Origin of the sequence: Glaciecola sp. KUL10 (assembly GCF_003203515.1) — a bacterium.
Taxonomy (GTDB): Bacteria; Pseudomonadota; Gammaproteobacteria; order Enterobacterales; family Alteromonadaceae; genus Glaciecola.
Map to the genome: position 1 here is coordinate 238437 of NZ_BGNG01000002.1, position 19478 is coordinate 257914.

Here is a 19478-nt window from a genome sequence, read left to right on the forward strand (position 1 = left end):
CCTTTAAGTGAAAACTTAAAGGGCTTTTTTCTGTTTTGTGTGCCGGTTTTATAGTGGGATGTCATTAGTTCGATGATAGATAGCGCTTCTTTGCTTGATAGCACATTCAGCATCCTAGTAGGCGCTTTGGAAAAGGAAGGGTGTAATGAATTATTCAACATCATGCTCTTGTGGCAAAGTCAAAGTTGTCACCAAATTCCCATCGCCAATAGAAGAGTATCAGGCACGTGAATGTGACTGCGATTTTTGCACATTACGTGGTCTTGCTTACCTCTCCGATGTATACGGTACTATCTATTTCTCGCCTAAAGATACAATGAACCAACTTAAACAAAGTTCAGGTCAAGCTACGTTTTGGGAGTGCGATAACTGCCACGATGTTGTTGCAGTTACGACCGAGAAAAATGGAGAAGTTAGAAGCGCAATTGGTTTATATGGGTTATTTTTTATTGTTCAAATCATTGCTCTAGGAGTAGAAGATCAAACAAAGTTCGGTTGGACGTGGATTTTAGTTTTTATAACAGTTCCTGTAGGAGTTTTGGTAGGTGGTGTTTTGGGATATTTCATGTCCATAAAACTTCAGGAAAACTTTAACTCGGTTTTTAAATAATTTTAACCGCTTGTGCGTAAAATAGCTGTTTTCAACAGTGGAAGGCAAATAGCCTATAAACTTCTCATTTCTTTACCACTTCTTTACCATTTGCAGATACAATGCTAAAAAGTAATCAGCGTTAGCTTGTCTGAAGCTAACAATGATTAGCCTTGTGTTTACTAGGCTTTTTGCTCAAAAATTCAGTAATAAAATAGTACTCATAAAACAAATAATAAAAAGTTGAACACTATGTATACAAGCGCCACTTTCTCAACATCTACGCTCTTATTTTTAAGTAAAGTGCTAATCACAAGCGCACTTTTTGCTATCAGTGCGCACACCATTGCTTACGATAGAATCACTGGCGAGCCTTTTGCCAGTCGGTCTGAAGTGATTGCACAAAACGGTATGGTTGCGACCAGTCAGCCACTTGCTACCCAAGTCGCTTTAGATGTGCTCAAGCAAGGCGGTAATGCGATTGACGCAGCCATCGCTGCTAACGCAATGTTGGGCTTGGTCGAACCGACGGGCTGTGGTATCGGCGGCGATTTGTTTGCCATTGTTTGGGATGCAAAAACAAAAAGGCTTCACGGTTTAAATGCATCTGGACGCTCTCCTAAAAGTCTCACGATGGACTACTTTAAGGAGCAAAGGTTGGAAAAAATACCCGCATTTGGCGCGCTACCGGTATCTGTTCCTGGCGCGGTTGATGGGTGGTTTATGCTAAATGAGCGTTTTGGCAGCAAATCAATGCAAGAATTACTTTCTCCTGCGATTGCTTATGCTCGAAATGGCTTCCCAGTTTCTGAGCTTATTGCTTATTACTTTGAACGCAATCAAGCGCGTATCGGTGAATACCCTGGTTTCAACGAAACATTCACGATAAATGGTAAAACACCTCGCAAGGGGCAAATCTTCAAGAATCCAAATCTAGCCACCACTTATGAAAAGATAGCGACAGGCGGCCGAGATGCGTTTTACAAAGGTGATATTGCTCGCACAATAGGCGCGTTTATGAAGTCTCAAGGAGGCTTTTTATCCTATGACGATATGGCTTCTCACACCTCAAATTGGATTGACCCAGTTTCAAGTAACTACCGTGGCTATGATGTATGGGAGTTACCACCCAATGGACAGGGTATTGCAGCTTTGCAAATACTAAATGTATTGGAGTTGTATGATATCGAAGGCATGGAAAGAGATTCGGCAGAATTTGTACATACCTTTGTAGAGGCTAAAAAGCTGGCGTTTGAAGACAGGGCTAAGTACTACGCTGATCCTGAGTTTAACGAAATTCCAGTTGATTGGTTGATTTCTAAGGGCTATGCCAAGCAAAGACAAAAGCTGATTAATCCCTATAAAGCTTCAAGGCGCTTGGATGCTGGTAAAAATGATGGCGATACTATTTATCTGACGGTTGCAGACAAAGACGGCAATATGGTTTCATTGATTCAAAGCAATTATCGCGGAATGGGATCGGGGATGATTCCTACCGATTTAGGGTTTGTGTTACAAAATAGAGGTGAAATGTTTGCCCTAGACGAGAACCACTTCAATTCATATGCACCGGGTAAACGCCCATTTCATACGATTATTCCCGCTTTTATTACCCGCAATAATCAGCCAATGATGAGCTTCGGTGTCATGGGCGGCGGCACTCAACCACAAATGCATGCTCAGATAATCGTCAATATGATTGATTTTGGTATGAATCTACAAGAGGCAGGTGACGCTCCTCGTATTCTTCACTCTGGCTCAAGTCAACCTGAGGGCGACATCATGACCGATGGTGGGTATATCAGTCTCGAATCAGGATTCTCTCAAAAAACGCGTCGCGAATTGATGAAAATGGGGCATAGTATTCGAGATGTGAATGGCGCCTTTGGTGGGTATCAGGCAATCATGCGAGATAATAAATCAGGCGTGTATTACGGTGCGTCAGAAACGCGTAAAGACGGGCAAGCAGCAGGATATTAATGGCACAAGCTCAAAAAGGAATAGTTGCAGAGCCTAATCTGCATGCTCAGTATTTAATGTTTAACGTAGTAGATGACGAACTTTCTGTCATGCGTGAAAAACTAGCACGTGTGCTCGATTTGTTCGATTACTACGATGAAGAGCATTATGAAGCGATGGTGTCTGGTGTCATTGGTATTGGTAACTCATTTTGGAATGAGATTTATCCGGGGGCGACACCCCGCGAATTAGCACCTTTTCCAGATATGCAGTGCGAAGATCGCTGTGCGCCTGTTCTTCAAGCCGACTTGTTTATTCAAATTAGAGCTGACCGCTTAGACATTGTTCATCAAATGAGCATCGAAGTGCTTGAACTGCTCAAACTTCATGTCGAACTGGTTGAGCAAGTTCGCGCGTTTCGCTACTTGGATGGTCGCGACCTGACGGGCTTTATTGATGCAGACGATAACCCACGCGGCATGAAGAAATTTGATGTAGCGGTTATCGGAGACGATGATATCGAGTTTGCTGGTGGCAGCTACATTCATATTCAACGATATCGACATGATATGGCACGCTGGAATACCCTATCTGAAAAGCGCCAAGAACAAGTGATTGGGCGCACGAAAGAACACAATTTGCCTGTGGTGGATAGCGGTTTATCTTCTCATACGCACCGCACAAAGCTTTTGCGTCATGGCAAATACCCCACCTTGTTAAAGCAAAGCATGCCCTACGGTAATATGTCCGTGCAGGGGCTGTTTTATGTGGCATGTTCAAATGACGGACAAGCGTTTAAAGACGTGCTTTATAGTCGTATATTTGGTGATGAGAACGGTAACTACGATCGGTTTTTAGATTACACAAGCGCTGAAACTGGCGCAGCATTTTTTGCGCCTTCGATTCAGTTTATTAAGCGTAGCGCAGTTTCTCAAACAGTCGATGATATGCTGAGTAGCCAAATCGATTTTGATGAATAAGGCGTATTAAGCGTTACCAGTAAACATGGCCTGCGAGCTAAATTGTTAAGCAAAAATAGGGTAAAGCAGAATTGAAAACGAGTGCGATAGACATTAACAAGCTCACTTTTTCTTATCCGAAAAGTAAGCATTCTGTTCTCGATATCGCTAACCTGAAAATTGAGCAAGGTCAACACACCTTCTTATCAGGTGCATCTGGTTCTGGTAAATCGACTTTATTAAATTTGTTGTGTGGTATGTTAGTACCCACTAGCGGTTCAATAGATGTTTTAGGGCAAGAATTAGGTCAACTATCACCATCTCAAACAGACGCTTTCAGAGCAAAGCATTTAGGAGTGGTCTTTCAACAATTTAATTTGATTCCCTATCTCAGTGTGTTTGATAACCTAAAAACCGCTGCATACTTTGCTTCAGACGATGCTCAACATAGTGAAAATTTGTTGGAGCGCTGCCAACAAATATGTCAAAGCTTAAAGCTGCCTGATTCTATTTTAGCGCAAAGCGCGGGTTCGTTGAGTGTTGGACAAGCCCAGCGCGTCGCCATTGCTCGAGCAATGATAAATGCCCCCAAGATTCTTATCGCTGACGAGCCTACATCAGCGTTGGATGAGGATGCTACTTTGGGGTTTTTAGCCTTACTTTTTGAAGTGTCGAGCAAGCATGACACAACGATATTGTTTGTCAGTCATGACAAGCGACTAGCGGATAGATTTGAGCAACACATACGATTAAGTGACATCAATAGTGCCGCACCGAAAGAGGTAGGCTGATGTTATTTAATCTTGCAAAACAAAGCCTGCTTAGCCGAAAGACTTCGGTATTCATTACTGTCGTTGCATTAACTATAAGCTTTGCGATGTTGTTTGCTGTAGAGCATATTCGCACGCAAGCCAAGCAAAGCTTTCAACGCACAGTCTCGGGAGTGGATTTGATAGTGGCTGCGCGCAGTAGTCAAATCAACGTATTATTAAGCTCTGTTTTTGGAGTGGGCTCCAATGCAAACGGCATCACCCTAGACACTTATTCAAAGTGGGCAAGCGATAAACGCGTGGCATGGACGATTCCGATGGCGCTTGGCGATTCACACAAAGGCTTCGCTGTTGTCGGCACTGACAATCGGTACTTTGAGCACTATCGCTATGCAAACAAGCGTTCATTGGACTTTATTGAAGGTGATAAACTCACATTTGCATATGACATCGTGATCGGCGCTGATGTAGCTGAAACACTTAGGTACCAAAAAGGTGACTCAATCACCTTATCTCATGGTTTGGGGGAGGTGAGTTTTAGTCATCATCACGATTTTCCGTTTTATATAAGTGGTGTCTTAGCAAAGACGGGGACACCTGTTGATCGTTCGCTATATGTACATTTAAGCGCATTAGAGAATATTCACGTTAAGCCTCCTGCCTCTGCTTTTTCTGCATTATCGAGAACACAAACGCCGACGAGTATTGAAAGTAAGCAATATTCTCACGACCATGTTGAAGACAAGCACGATGAACATGAGCATCATGACGACAAGCATAGTCATGATAGCGACGAACATCATCACGCAAAGAAAAAACAAGCGCCTCGCTCAACACAGAGCATGGAGTCACTGCCACAAGCCACTCAGATCAGTTCATTTATGCTCGGCTTAAATTCACGTATTGGCGTGCTGACCATGCAACGTGATATCAATCAAGACAAAACAGAAGCGCTTTCGGCTATCATTCCCGGTGTAGCGCTTGCTGAACTATGGAACTTATTGGGCTCGGTCGAAAACCTATTGCTATTAATTTCAAGCTTAATGCTCATCAGCGCGCTATTTGGCCTTGCTACAATGACGCTTGCTTCTTTGCGCGAGCGTTCGTCTGAATTTGCCGTGTTGAGAATTATGGGGGCGCAACCACGCTTTATCTTTTCGCTTATTCAGCTTGAAGTACTCAGTATTGTGTTGCTTAGTCAAGTTGTCGCGATGGCACTCCTAAATATCACCTTATGGTTGCTAGGTGATTGGTTGTCATCTGAGCTTTCCATTTCGTTGACTGGCTCAATATTCAACACACAAATGGTATTTGTCGTCTTGTTAACCCTATTGGCTAGTTTTACGCTAGGCTTATTGCCTGCAATGCAGGCATATCGAAAAGCAAAGACTTCATCTTTTTAGCTCAACGCTTATTTATAAAGGACTTGCTCTAAACCAACCTGAAATAGCTAGGCGTGGTTTACTGGCAAAAGGCGCTACGTAAGTCACCGCATGCACATGCTTAACATCAAACAAAGTCATTGCATTAAATGAAGGCGTTAATGCATCTCTTGGGGTACCGTCGTCTTGATAAAACTGCAATAAACCGCCCCAGTCTGGATGCCATGCTTCAGTTATATTCAACACGTAAGCAATGCGTCGTTGCTCAGTTTCGTGCACATCCTTGTGCCGCGTTAAAAAGTGACCAGGCAAATATCTAGTGAGCTGTCCACTGGCAGCAATGATGTCGTCAAAGCCTGAGACTTCTCTAACTGCATTTAGGGTTGCCTCGGAATTTAGCCACTGGAATACTTTTTGAGCAACGCTTTGATCAGTGTTTGACAGAGACAGGCCGCGCCGTTGATAAAAAAAGCCAATTCCCTTATTGGCATCTTTAAAAATTCCATTTAGAAACATCTGTTGCTCTTGTGGCGTTTTTTGCGCTAACTGAGCTTTTGTAATTGTACTCACTTGTGAAGACGAGGTGTATGCCATCTCATAGTCAAGTTGGTCAACTTCATGCATTAATGAAGTTGCGACTTCATTGGGGATTATTTTATGGATCTGCACGCGGCGGTCATTTGCAAATTGGTCTTTTACGTTATTTAAATCATTGGTGAGTGGTGACTGCATGCAAAATACTCTTTATTAATTGTTTGAATGTGATTGTTAGCATAAATACTAACATTTGTTTGCTACTATAAAATAGCGTTAACATATCGACACTACATATTATGGCACTGCATAAAAGCAAGGAGTTAGCTTGTCTAAGGTTAAGTTAAAAGATATCGCAGAAACAGCGGGCGTATCTACCATGACTGTTTCAAGGGTGATGAATAAAGACCCTAAGGTGGGAGACAGAACAAGGCAGCGTATCGAAAAAATCGCGAAAGAAATGGGATATCAACCCAATTTAGCTGCTAGAAATCTAGTCAGTTCTCGTTCATTTGTCCTGGCGGTCATGTGTGATCATGTCAATTCTTCTTATGCTAACCAATTTTTATTAGGGTGCTTAAACGAATGTCGAGGTAGCGGTTACCATATCGTGATCGATGAGACCTTGCGTGATAGTGATAAGAGTATCGAAATCGCAAAAGAACTAGTTAATGGCATGCAAGCAGAAGGTATTATCTTACTGCCGCCAGTATGCGACGATAAAAAACTAACAATGGCTTTGTTAGAAATGAATGTGCCATTTATTAGGATTTCTCCAAACGATCAATCTAATATTAGTCCGGTGATTTGCATGGATGATTACAGAGCTGCTTATCAAATGACATGTCACCTAATTGAGCAGGGGCATACCCAAATAGCTCATATTTGTGGGCGCATAAGTCAACGTGTCAGCGAGTTTCGACTACAGGGCTTTAAGGATGCTCTGTTTGATAATCAAATCAGTTTGCCTGAAGCTTATATTCAATACGGTGATTTTAGCTATAAAACTGGCAATGAGTTAGCCCAAATACTCCTCAACTTACCGCAAGCGCCAACTGCAATTTTTGCAGCTAATGATGATATGGCAGCAGGTGCGCTCGCGGCCGCGCAAATGCATGGAAGTAAAGTACCTGAGCAAGTAGCAATTGCAGGCTTTGATAACGTCGAATTGGCGAGGGTAGTTTGGCCTAATCTCACCACGATCGAGCAACCTGTCACAAAAATGGCAGAGCTTGCTGTGCAATTACTTACGACACGCAAACAAGACGCTAAAAATGCCAACGAGCAAACTTCAAGGCCTAAACTTCACATATTAAAGCATGCGCTTGTAAACAGGGCGTCTACCTAAGAAAAAGACTTAAGCTCTTTGCAATTGGGAGCGCTATAAAATCTGATGTTGTTAGCGTTAACATTTTGAGTTAACATCCTCATCTAGAAATTAAGACAACGTTCAGAGAGGAGTTGAAATGACGAGCTTCAAAAAACTAATTTAGTTTTTATTTTGTTTTACAGCCTAATATTGACCTCGGTTTCTGCTTGTGGTGTCAACACTCAAAGCGCAAAGTTGAAAAGTTTATCTCAGACAAACCAAGCGCCAATCCAATTAAAGAATGCATTTGCTGGCGCGTTTGATTTTGGCGTGGCGATTAACCGCCAGCAGGCATCTGAATCAGATTCAGGAGCGGCGAAACTCATTAATGAGCATTTTGCAGTGCTAACTGCTGAGAATGATATGAAATGGGAATCTATTCAACCGATAGAAGGACAATTTATATTCGAACATGCAGACAAGTTAATCGAAATAGCTCAAAAAAATGGACAAAAAGTCATTGGGCATGCACTAATTTGGCATGAACAAGTACCGAATTGGGTTTTTGAGGATGAAAAAGGTAACCCTGCAAGTTCAGAGCTTTTGCTAGCAAGAATGCGCGCGCATATTTCTGCAATCGTTGGCCGTTATAAGGGGAAAATACACGGCTGGGATGTTGTTAATGAAGCGCTAAACGATGACGGTACTCCGCGGGATACGAAATGGCGTCAGATTTTAGGCGACAAGTACATTGAATATGCTTTTAATATAGCGCATGAGATAGACCCCGATGCCAAGCTTTATTACAACGACTATAGCTTATTTAAGCCCACCAAAAGAGAGGGAGCAATCAAGATCGCCAACCGGTTGCGCAATCAGGGCATTAAAATTGATGGTATAGGTGCGCAAGGCCATTATTTAATTGATGTACCTATCGACGAACTAGAAGCTAGCATTATTGCCATTGCTGACAATGAACTTGATGTGATGATTACCGAGTTAGACATTTCTGTACTCAAGTTCCCTGAATTTGCCATGTTTGGCGCAGACGTATCACAAAGCTTTGCCTTGCAAAGCGAATACAACCCTTTCCCAAGCGAACTCGATGAGCACATGAAAGTAAATCAGGCAAACGCTTATACAGCGCTTTTCGAAATGCTCCTTAAACATCAAGAAAAGATATCACGTGTCACTATGTGGGGACTAACCGATGGTGATTCATGGAAAAATAACTGGCCAATGAAAGGCCGAACAGATTATGCGCTAATCATTGATCGCAATAACCAAGTAAAACCCTTCATGTATGACATTGCTCATCGTGCACGACTAGCCAAGGACTAAAAAATGACAAATATGATTCAAAATCCAGTACTGCCGGGCTTCAACCCCGACCCTAGTATTTGTGTTGTGGGTGATGACTACTATATTGCTACCTCAACCTTTGAATGGTATCCCGGCGTGCAAATTCACCATTCGAAAGATTTGATTAACTGGCGATTGGTCAGTCGCCCTTGTAATCGAGAAGCGTTATTAGATATGCGTGGCGAACCTGATTCATGTGGTGTATGGGCGCCATGCCTGACATATAGCGATGGTTTGTTCCATTTGATTTATACTGACGTAAAGCGTTTTGATGGGAACTTCAAAGATGCACATAACTATCTTACTACGTGTGAAACCATCGATGGTATGTGGTCTGACCCTGTGTACATGAACTCGAGCGGTTTTGATCCATCTCTTTTTCATGATGATGACGGTAAAAAGTGGTTCGTGAACATGGTGTGGGACCATCGTCACCAAAATAACCGTTTTGGCGGTATTTTGTTGCAAGAATACTGTCCTCAGCAGAAAAAATTAATCGGTGAGATTACCAATATATACAAGGGGACTAAGCTAGCCATCACGGAAGCTCCTCACCTCTACAAGCACAACGGCTATTATTATCTTATCACTGCAGAAGGCGGGACATTTTCAACTCATGCAATGACAATGGCGCGTTCCAAAAACCTGCACGGGCCCTATGAAGATGATCCTTACGGCTATTTGCTGACTGCAAAAGACAACCAAGATTTGGGGCTTCAGCGCACCGGTCACGGTGACATTTTTGAAACTTCAACAGGGGAAACCTACTTAGTGCATTTATGTGGTCGCCCATACAAAGGCGCAACGCGATGTGTATTAGGAAGAGAAACTGGCATTCAAAAAACGTATTGGACCGAAGACGATTGGCTAAGAGTCGAAGATGCAGTTACCGATGGCTTACCAAAAATGCAAGTAAAAGCCCCCAACTTACCTGAGCATAAATGGCCTAAAGCAAAGGAGCGATGTACTTTTGATGAACCGAATTTGCCAATAGATTTTCAGTGGCTACGCACTCCATATCCAGAAACCTTTATGGATTTATCCGCTTGTAAGGGAAAGCTTCGGCTCATTGGAAAGCAGTCTTTAGGAAGTTTGTATGAACAGGCTTTGATAGCTCGAAGGCAACAGGCATTTGCTTATAAAGCACAAACCAGCATTGAATTTGATCCTGTTAACTTCCAACAAACTGCAGGTTTAATCTGTTATTACAACACCTCAAAATTTCACTATTGTTATATTTCTGTTGATGATGATGGTAACCGCTTTGTTGACATCATGAGTTGTCTCGCCGACCCTAGTTTGAGTTTAGTCTTCCCTTTACGAGATGGGCACATGGGAGAATGGAAAACGGATGCTCGTTTTGCACTTCCAAAAACTGGCGCGATTCATTTAAGGGCTGATGTAGATCATCATCAGCTAGTCTTTAGCTTTTCTTTAAATGAGCACGTATGGAATAAGTTACCAGTAAATCTCGATATGACGATTTTGGCCGACGAAGCTGGTGTTGGAGAAGGATGTCATTTTACGGGGGCATTTGTAGGTATGGCGTGCCAAGATGTATCAGGCCAGCAATGCCATGCTGATTTTGACTATTTTGAATACCTTGAACTTGAATAGGCCATGTCTATAGATTCGAGCCCCAACAAATCTTCATCCTATAACTTATGTTAGCGATGCATAGCACCCAGGATTTAAGTCTCATATGTTAAAGGTCTAGAGCACCATCCCAAGCCCTATTAGGTGCTCTAGATTTTAGCTCCTGAAATGCCGATAAATGATGGGCAATGATTGGGTCGCTATTTTGTTGTTGATCAGCAATTGCTTCAAGGTTTGAAATGAGCGCTATCCCTCGCTCAAAATCATGCTCCTTGCGGGTCTTAATGAGTTCTTTGATCGTCGCTTCGTTATCTTTTCTAAAACTTTGCTCTTCTTCGTTTAAATGACTTAACACTTCGATGAGTTCAATTGGCTCTGAACGCCCTTTGACCCGCACCCAGTCAATTACGCGAAAGTTCAGTTCTGGCGCTAAGTGTTTTGCTTTGTTTTGGTTAAGGGTGTCAATTAATGCTCTACTAACAACAATATCGACTTTGTATTTGGGCGCTAACGTTTCCAATCGTTGAGCTATATTAACACTGTCACCAATAACGGTGGTGTCCATGCGGTCGTCAGAACCTACAGTGCCTAAAATTACAGGTCCAAAATGGATACCGATACCAATATCAATTGCTTCATATCCACTCTTTGCTCGATGTTGATTATAAAGCGCAAGGGACTGACGTAAACCCAATGCTGCGACTATAGCATCTCTCGCTTTATCACTGTCGCTGCCATCAGGTCGATCAAAGAGTGCCATTATCGCGTCACCAATAAACTTATCAATAAAGCCATGATTAGTATGAATAGGCGCATTCATTCTTAAAAAGTATGAATTTAAGAAGTTCATTAATTCTTGCGGTTTCATTTTTTCAGAAAGGCCGGTAAAACCGCGAATATCACAAAATAAAATCGCAACGTTGTCTTCATCAGCTGTGCCTAGGGCAAACTCGTTTGTACCGTGTTTGGAAAAGTGTTCGACAAACTGCTTGGGAACAAACTTTTGAAAGGTATTCGTGAGTTGGCGAGCTTCATCCGCTTTGATTTTATATTCGTCGTCGGAGTAAACGCGAGATACAGTGGAGTTGTGAGGTTCAGGTTTAGCTGTATTATGGGGTGTATTTTTAGTATCTATTGCTTTACGCCAAAGTGAAGTAATCACAATGGCGTAAACCGCCAGTACTATAATTAAAGCAACTAAGCCAATCACGTTAGCCCTTCACCTTAGAGATGTGCGACTTTTGCAAATACACGATCTGCTGCTTCAATTGTCACCTTAACAATTTCAATATCATGAGCTTTTGAAACAAAGCCAGCTTCAAATGAAGCGGGTGCAAGATAAACCCCTTCTTCTAGCATTCCGTGATAGAAAGCATTGAACTGCTCGGTATTACAACTCGTTGCCTGTTGATAATTAACGACTTTGTCCACATCTGTGAAAAAGATACCAAACATACTGCCCGCCACATTGATTGTCATGGGAATACCATGTTTGTGGGCTGCGTCTCTTATACCTTCGGCAAGTATTTGAGTATTTTCAAAAATTGAATCATACAGTCCGTTTTGTGCAATTTGAGTAAGTGCAGCAAGCCCAGCAGCCATAGCAACAGGGTTTCCTGACAGTGTACCCGCTTGATATATTGGGCCTGTTGGTGCGATGTGGGTTAAGATATCTTTCTTACCGCCAAATGCCCCCACTGGCATACCACCGCCAATTACTTTTCCTAGGCAGGTTAGGTCGGGCATCACACCGTAACGTTCTTGAGCACCGCCTCTCGAGACTCTAAAGCCGGTCATCACTTCATCAAATATCAAAACGCTATTGTACTTGTCGCAAATTGAACGTAGCCCCTCTAGAAACCCTTCTACCGGCGGAATACAGTTCATATTGCCAGCAACGGGCTCAACGATAATACATGCTATGTCGTCTCCGTGTTCGTCAAAAGCTGCTTGTACGGATTCGATATTATTAAAATCTACTGTGAGGGTATGCTTAGCAAAGTCTTCTGGCACACCAGGCGAACTTGGAACGCCAAATGTTAACGCCCCAGAGCCAGCTTTAACCAAAAGCGAGTCAGCATGTCCGTGGTAGCAACCCTCGAACTTTAGGATTTTGTTTTATTTGTGTATCCACGTGCTAATCGAATCGCACTCATTGTCGCTTCGGTACCTGAGTTAACCATGCGCACCATTTCCATTGAAGGAACTAGATCGCGCACTAACTCGGCCATGATCACTTCAGCTTCGGTGGGTGCACCATAACTTAAGCCAAATTCTGCAGCCTTTATGACCGCTTCTCTTATTTGAGCGTTATTGTGGCCTAACACCATTGGCCCCCAAGACTGAATGTAGTCAATATAACGCTTGCCATCGGCATCCCATATGTAGGGCCCGTCGGATTTTTGAATAAAACGAGGTGTTCCACCTACGGCTTTGAATGCACGAACAGGAGAGTTTACGCCGCCAGGAATGGTTTTTTGCGCACGAGCGAAAAGAGTTTCTGATTTATTCATATTTTTATTGGCCTTTAGTACTGAACCAGTGAACCGGTCTATCAAAGTCTTCGATTTTATCCTCAACACCTAATGTTAGGGCAAACAAGGCCATTCTGACGAGCACACCATTATCGGTTTGCCTGAAAATAGCTAAATTAGGATTGAGGTTGAGATCGTTATCTAACTCGTTTGCCTCCGCACGGGAATCACGAGGAAGCGGATGCATGATGACAGTTTTGGACTGGAAGTGTTTAGTGTAAATCTGTTGATTCAAACGAAATTTACCGCGGTATTTATTGGCTTCATCTTGTGATGGAAAGCGCTCTTCTTGTATACGTGTCTGGTAACAAATATCAGCTGATACGTTACCTTCTAGCTGGTTACTGATATGCAGTTCATGACCTCTGTCTTCAATCAAGTCACAAATATAGCTAGGCATCGAAAGTTCTTCAGGTGAGATGAGCGTAAACTTCAGCCCTTTATATAAGCTTAAAAGCCTTGATAGTGAATGCACTGTCCGCCCATATTTTAAATCGCCAATCATCGCAATATGGAGCCCATCGATACCTGAGTCTTGAGATTTTTGTTCTTTTTCAATGGTATATAAATCTAATAACGCTTGAGTTGGGTGCTCATTGGCGCCGTCTCCACCGTTGATCACCGGAATACGGCTTCCTTCGGCAAATTCAGCCACTGAACCTGCATCCGGATGTCGCATAGCAATGATGTCAGAATATCCGCTTAAGACACGAGCGGTATCGTACAGCGACTCACCTTTTGCAAGTGCAGAGTTGCTCATTCCAGTGGTTTCTCGGACATAGCCGCCAAGGAGATTAAAGGCAGTTCCAAAGCTTACTCGCGTTCGTGTGCTAGGTTCAAAGAATAAGTTACCAAGAATTGCACCGTTGAGGACTTCTGTGCGTTTTTCACGTTTGGCATATGGCAGCATTTTATCCGCTACCTGAAATACTTTTTCGATAGCTGCGCGGTCAAACTGACTGACGCTCAGTATGTGACTACCCGCAAATTGTTGTTTAGAAAAATCGGCCTGAGCACCACTCATTGTTGCAAAATCCACTTAAAAACAAAATTCGCGGAAGTGTAACAAATTTTTCTATTTATTGATGTACTTGTATTGAAAATCAAAGCTTTGTTGTCAACTAATATGGACTCAGGGGGATTGATTAATTGTTGCCTTTCTCAAGCTGTATCAGCGCGATTGTTTTGCGTACTACTTTTTCGCTTAAATCATTTTCGAATGTAAGTGGTGACTCATATTCTAAGTGAAGCATGCTTAGCATATGAAACTCTGCTTTTAATAGGTTAAAAAAATCATGAGAAGTTTCAGTTGCAAATGCAGAATCAAGCTGGGTTTGAGGATGTTCTCTTAATAATTTTGCTACGACCTCGACGCTGTGCAATGGCCCCGCATTGTAAAATAGTTGAGCTACCTTTGGATTGTTTTTTGCTTCACCTATCACTACTGAATACATGGCAATAACACTAGGGTCAACTAACAATTTAATAAACCGCTGAGCAATGTTTTTAAGAATCACATCTAGTGGCATTGTGTCCAAGCAAACTCCAACGGCATCAATCTGATATTCGTCACATTTTTGCTCAATCACTGCTGTGTACAGAAGTTCCTTGTTCTTAAAGTGCGAATACACGGTTTGTTTAGATACACCGCTGACTTTGGCAACCTCATCCATCGAAGTATGCGTGTAGCCTTGCGTCAAAAATAATTCGGATGCGCACTCAAGGATCGCCAAACGTTTTTGGTTGCTTTTGGGGCGACCTTGACCTTTCACTCTAGTTTTATCAAACATCGTTTCTTGCGGGTTCAATCTACTGCCTTTTCGATTTAATCAATTGCATTTGGGAGATTTGTTTTATGCTCATCATCATAGCGTATCACCACTAAATTCATAAAATTTTAATAATCAAACTGTACAGTCTAGTATTTATAGTCTAGCATATCGCTATACTGTCAAATTATCAACCTAAGATGATTGCGAGCTATGGAAAAACAAACCATGCAAAATCAACAAACAACTGATTCGAGAAATGCGCGCATCCAATTAATTGCGATGAGCGGTATTTGTATGTTTTTGCTCACTGTGTTGATGCTTTTTTCTGGAGAGAAAAGTGTGAACGCTTTTTCACAGAATCAAACCATGGTGTTGCAAAATGCAAACGTAGAGGTGCACAGGGTGCAAATTCTAGACGCATATCAAAAGCAGCAAAAAGTTTTTGGCTTAGTTGAATCTGCTTCACAAATTGACATAGGTTTTGAGTTATCGGGCAGTATCGATTCATTAAACGTGACCGAAGGAGTATATGTTAAGCAAGGACAAGTGCTGGCGACTATTGATTTAAAGCGTTTAAACGCCCAGAAAGCGCAATTAAATGCAAGTCTAAATCGTGCCAAAGCCGACGCTGAAATATCCCAGCTATCTGTAAATAGAGTATATGAGTTGGTAAAGGCAAAGTTAGACTCCACTCAAAACTTGGATCAAGCAAATGCGCGTCTCAAGGCCGCAGATGCGGTGGTGAAAGAAGTCGAGGCAAGTATCAGCGCTTTAGATGTCGAAATTCAAAAATCCAAATTAGTTGCACCATTTAATGGTCAAGTTTTGCGTCAGTTACAAGATTTAGGATCTGTTGTGAGTGCCGGTCAAGCCGTGTTCACATTGGTTGCAAATACTCAACTAGAGGCCCGTTTTGGATTACCGACCCATACCGCTTTTGGTATCGAAATAGGGCAAGAGTTTGTTATAGATACCAAACAAATGCCGGTCAGTGGAAAAGTTCAATCCATCGCGACTCAACGCAACAGGGCAATGCGCACAATCGATACTGTATTTTCCTTGGATAACGATGAGAACCCGTACTTGATGACTGGCGACATTGTCTCAATTAGTGTGACTAACGAAGTGGCCAAAAAGGGAGCTTGGGTTCCTGTATCATCATTAGCTAATGGTGTACGCGGATTATGGACGCTGTATGTCGCAGAAAAGGTAGAGGGTGGACATATTGTGAAAAGCCGTACGGTTGCCGTTGAATACTTGGAGGAACAGCGAGCTTATGTCACTGGTGCCATCAAGGATGGCGACAAAATTGTGGTAAATGGGCTTCAACGCCTGACACCTAATCAAATTATTGCCAAGGTAAATGAAGTCAGTGTGAGTTTAGGTAATTAATATGAATCAAAATCAAGCGGTTCAAACTGACCAACATCCTGCATGGTATACCTTGTTCTTTAGACGTGGGCACTTGCTTGTACTGAGTATTATTATTGTACTGGTTGCAGGTCTATCTGCGATCCAAAATCTACCTAGACTGGAAGACCCACGCATCGATTTGCGTAATATCTTAGTGTTGACATCTTTCCCTGGTGCATCTGCAGAGCGAGTCGAAGCGCTAGTATCTGATGTTTTAGAAGACGAATTAAGAGAACTGTACGAAATAAAAGAAATCAAATCGACCTCAAAAGCAGGCTTCTCTAGCTTGTCTGTTGAAGTTCAAGATTGGGTAGACAATAGCAATAACCAACAGATATTTTCGAAAATCAGAGACAGTATCGAAAATGTGTCTTCTCGCCTGCCAGCCGGTGCTGCTAAACCTATTGTTGAGGATAAACGAGGTGCAACAGCGTTCACTTTGCTATTAGCCATGCAAGCGTCTTATCCAGAGAACACACCATTTAGCATGACAGGGCGGATGGCAAATGAATTGACAGACCGATTGCGAAATGTCACTGGTACCGAATTAGTTAGGATTTATGGTGAGCCACAAGAGCAGATTGTGGTAACCCTTGATGCTCAAGCTTTGTCATTATCTGGGATGACCTTGCAAGATGTTAGTCAGCGTATCTCACAAGCTGATGCCAAGCTTCCGGCTGGTGTGATGCGTCATCCTCAGCGAAATGTAAGGGTACAAGTGGCAGAGCCGCTAGAAAATACGGATATCATTGGCGAGATCCCACTGTTAACTGATGCTGGGCAGTATCTACGCGTATCAGATCTTGCCAATATCGAACGCTTATGGGAAACGCCTATAAGCGAAATTGCGCTGCTGAATGGCGAACGCACAATTTTTATCGCTGCACGCATGCAGACGTCCGTTCGGGTTGATCGCTGGACCGAGTCAATTATCAAAAAGGTTGATGAATTTAATCAAGAGTTTGAAGGCTCCTTTAGTGCGCAAGTCGTGTTCGAGCAAAACACCTATACAGAACAAAGGCTTTCAGAACTGAGCAATAACCTGTTAATGGGATCTCTCGTCGTAATGTTCGTAATTCTTGTCTTTATGGGCATGCGCGCCTCTTTTATCGTTGGACTTGCTTTGCCACTTTGTGCGGCTTTTGCGATTTTTTCATTGAGCTTTTTTAACCAGCAAATTCATCAAATGTCGATATTTGGTATCATTATTGCGATTGGTTTATTGATAGATAACGCCATCGTTATTACCGACGAAATAAGGTTGAATTTGCTTAATGCCGATTTAAGTCGCATTCAAGCATTGCAAAAGTCGATCAGCCATTTATTTGCTCCCTTGTTAGCATCTACCTTAACGACGGTTTTGGGCTTCATGCCGATCTTTTTGCTCAATGGAAATATAGGTGACTTCATCGGTCCAATTGCGATTAGTGTTGTGATGGCCTTGTTGGGTTCATTGTTTATTTCATTGAGTATAATTGGTGCCCTTGCAGCGAGGTTCTTGCCAAGAGATAGCAGTGAAAGTCATGCATGGTGGAGACGCGGTTTGCAGATGCCGTCGATTTCAAAAAGTTTTGCAAGCCTATTGAAAACGTCGATTGGAAAACCGTGGTTAGTGTTACCACTGGTAGTTGTTTTTTGTCTAAGTGGTTTCTTCTTATCCACCCAATTGGCAAATGTTTTTTTTCCAAGTGCAGACCGTGATCAATTCGAAATGTATTTGTATATGCCAAGCGGTTCCTCTGTTGACGAAACCTACTCGGTTGTAAAAGAGGTCAATGAACACATTCAATCAAAACCTGATGTGACTCAGGTGACATGGTTAGTCGGAGGGTCTACACCTTCTGTGTACTACAATCAGGTGATGACAAAAGACAATTCTCCTGAATACGCGCAAGCGGTGATTAATACGGTGAATGTGAAGAGTGCCGCTAAATTGATCGCAGAGCTTCAATTTGAGCTTCAAGACAAGTTTCCGCAGGCAAAAATTATTGTTCGCGCATTTGGTCAGGGGCCGCCTATCGCCGCGCCTATTGAGGTTGATATTTATGGACCTGACTTAGCAGTGCTCGATGAATTGGGTAAACAAGTTAGACTTGCTATGACTCAGACTCCAGGTATTACTCAAAGCCTTGCGTCTATTACAGTGGGTGAGGCCGAACTTAAATATGATGTCGATGAGAATGAGTCATATCTAGCTAGATTGTCTTTAAACCAGATCGCACAACAACTACAAGTAGCGTTATCAGGTGCATCGGGCGGGTCTGTTTTGCAGGGCACAGAGGAACTTCCAGTCGTTGTTCGGATCGCTGATGATGAGCGCAATAATATGCTGGACATAGATGCTTTACCCTTAGTCAGCCCTGCGCTTTCTCAACAAGGGGCTTCCGTTGGCATAGCTGCACTTGGCGAATTGACGCTTCAACCGAGTATCAGTGGGATCACACGCACGAATGGTGAACGCGTTAATCGCATTCAAGCTTATCTATTGCCCGGCGTGCCAGCAGTCAGTGCTAGTAACGAGCTAAGAGAGAATATTGAAAAAGCAAATTTGCAACTTCCTCAAGGGTATCGTTTGAAGATGGCAGGTGATGCAGACGAACAAGAACAGGCCTTGGGCCAGCTAAGTACCTATGCGCCAGTCTTGCTTGTATTGATGATCACAGCATTAATATTGACCTTTAGTAGTGTAAGGTTTGCTTCAGTTATAGGTATTGTTGCCATATTATCGGTCGGTCTAGGCTTTTTCAGTTTGTGGTTGTCAGGCTTACCGGTGGGTTTCAACCCATTATTAGGGAGTGCAGGCCTTATCGGCGTGGCAATCAACGGATCTATTGTAGTTATCGCGGCCATCAACAGTAACCCTGAAGCGATGAAAGGAAATAGTCAGGCGATAATTGATGAAACCATGAGTTGTTCTAGACATATTTTATCGACAACATTTACTACCGTCGGTGGCCTGATACCCTTATTACTGTTTAGTCAGGGTTCGTTTTGGCCACCCCTAGCTGTTGTATTAGCCGGTGGAGTTGGCTTTTCAGTGGTATTATCGCTGTTCTTTACGCCAACAATTATTGCAGCATTATGTCGATTAAGACAAAAACGAGTCGCGTTTCAAGAAAAACACAACTTACAGCTTAATCTAGATAGTTAATTTGTCGGCTTTTGCAAACTATCTTGGTATTGAAGATGCATACTATGTTCAATACCTTTTACGAGAAAAATACAACGTGCTACAAAAATTGCTAAATTGGTGGAATACAGATTGTGCTTTTTGCCGCCGTTCACGTTATATAATGATA

14 protein-coding genes and 1 pseudogene are annotated in these 19478 nt (G+C 42.6%); 10 read left to right on the forward strand and 5 right to left on the reverse strand.

What is annotated here, in order from left to right:
* Positions 1-145 precede the first annotated feature (145 nt).
* The 5 genes from KUL10_RS04955 (at position 146) to KUL10_RS04975 (ending at position 5680) form a co-directional block, all read left to right on the forward strand.
* On the forward strand, positions 146-610 hold the full coding sequence (locus KUL10_RS04955; RefSeq protein ID WP_110427799.1) for a hypothetical protein: 465 nt from the start codon (positions 146-148) through the stop codon (positions 608-610).
* A 231-nt stretch (positions 611-841) separates the two neighbouring features.
* Positions 842-2569 (forward strand): gamma-glutamyltransferase, encoded by a 1728-nt coding sequence (gene ggt / locus KUL10_RS04960; protein WP_110427800.1) that lies wholly within the window; start codon positions 842-844, stop codon positions 2567-2569.
* Positions 2569-3528, forward strand: a complete 960-nt coding sequence (locus tag KUL10_RS04965; RefSeq protein WP_110427801.1) for a Dyp-type peroxidase — start codon at positions 2569-2571, stop codon at positions 3526-3528. Before ggt ends, KUL10_RS04965 begins: the two co-directional genes overlap by 1 nt.
* A gap of 71 nt (positions 3529-3599) precedes the next feature.
* Entirely contained in the window at positions 3600-4298 is a 699-nt protein-coding gene (locus KUL10_RS04970; RefSeq protein ID WP_110427802.1) for an ABC transporter ATP-binding protein, read from the forward strand.
* Positions 4298-5680, forward strand: coding sequence for an ABC transporter permease (locus KUL10_RS04975; RefSeq protein ID WP_110427803.1), 1383 nt, complete (start codon positions 4298-4300; stop codon positions 5678-5680). Before KUL10_RS04970 ends, KUL10_RS04975 begins: the two co-directional genes overlap by 1 nt.
* Before the next feature lie 12 nt (positions 5681-5692).
* Here KUL10_RS04975 and KUL10_RS04980 read toward each other — a convergent pair whose 3' ends face one another.
* A complete protein-coding gene (locus KUL10_RS04980; protein ID WP_110427804.1) occupies positions 5693-6391 on the reverse strand; it encodes a 2OG-Fe(II) oxygenase family protein in 699 nt (232 codons plus the stop codon).
* A 130-nt stretch (positions 6392-6521) separates the two neighbouring features.
* Between KUL10_RS04980 and KUL10_RS04985 the strand changes: the two genes are divergently transcribed.
* From KUL10_RS04985 to KUL10_RS04995, 3 genes are all read left to right on the forward strand, one after another.
* On the forward strand, positions 6522-7541 hold the full coding sequence (locus tag KUL10_RS04985) for a LacI family DNA-binding transcriptional regulator (RefSeq protein WP_110427805.1): 1020 nt from the start codon (positions 6522-6524) through the stop codon (positions 7539-7541).
* 216 nt (positions 7542-7757) lie between these two features.
* The gene (locus tag KUL10_RS04990) at positions 7758-8843 is read left to right on the forward strand and encodes an endo-1,4-beta-xylanase (RefSeq protein WP_233499709.1); all 1086 of its coding nucleotides are present in this window, start codon (positions 7758-7760) and stop codon (positions 8841-8843) included.
* Positions 8844-8846: 3 nt separating this feature from the next.
* Complete coding sequence (locus tag KUL10_RS04995; protein WP_199509189.1) at positions 8847-10481, forward strand: glycoside hydrolase family 43 protein; 1635 nt, start codon at positions 8847-8849, stop codon at positions 10479-10481.
* Between the two features lie 88 nt (positions 10482-10569).
* Here the strand turns inward: KUL10_RS04995 and KUL10_RS05000 are convergent, their stop codons facing one another.
* The 4 genes and pseudogenes from KUL10_RS05000 to KUL10_RS05015 all read right to left on the reverse strand — a co-directional run bounded on the left by KUL10_RS05000 (position 10570) and on the right by KUL10_RS05015 (position 14802).
* On the reverse strand, positions 10570-11670 hold the full coding sequence (locus KUL10_RS05000) for an adenylate/guanylate cyclase domain-containing protein (protein ID WP_110427806.1): 1101 nt from the start codon (positions 11668-11670) through the stop codon (positions 10570-10572).
* Positions 11671-11684: 14 nt separating this feature from the next.
* Positions 11685-12973: pseudogene (gene hemL / locus KUL10_RS05005) on the reverse strand (glutamate-1-semialdehyde 2,1-aminomutase).
* Between the two features lie 4 nt (positions 12974-12977).
* Complete coding sequence (locus KUL10_RS05010; RefSeq protein WP_110427807.1) at positions 12978-14018, reverse strand: aspartate carbamoyltransferase; 1041 nt, start codon at positions 14016-14018, stop codon at positions 12978-12980.
* Between the two features lie 121 nt (positions 14019-14139).
* Positions 14140-14802 (reverse strand): TetR/AcrR family transcriptional regulator, encoded by a 663-nt coding sequence (locus KUL10_RS05015; protein ID WP_233499710.1) that lies wholly within the window; start codon positions 14800-14802, stop codon positions 14140-14142.
* Positions 14803-14991: 189 nt separating this feature from the next.
* Here KUL10_RS05015 and KUL10_RS05020 point away from each other — a divergent pair, with 189 nt between their 5' ends.
* Both KUL10_RS05020 and KUL10_RS05025 read left to right on the forward strand, forming a co-directional pair.
* Positions 14992-16158 carry an efflux RND transporter periplasmic adaptor subunit gene (locus KUL10_RS05020; RefSeq protein ID WP_158525320.1) on the forward strand — a complete coding sequence of 389 codons (1167 nt, stop codon included), beginning with the start codon at positions 14992-14994 and terminating at the stop codon, positions 16156-16158.
* 1 nt (position 16159) lies between these two features.
* Positions 16160-19330 carry an efflux RND transporter permease subunit gene (locus tag KUL10_RS05025; RefSeq protein ID WP_110427809.1) on the forward strand — a complete coding sequence of 1057 codons (3171 nt, stop codon included), beginning with the start codon at positions 16160-16162 and terminating at the stop codon, positions 19328-19330.
* Positions 19331-19478 lie beyond the last annotated feature (148 nt).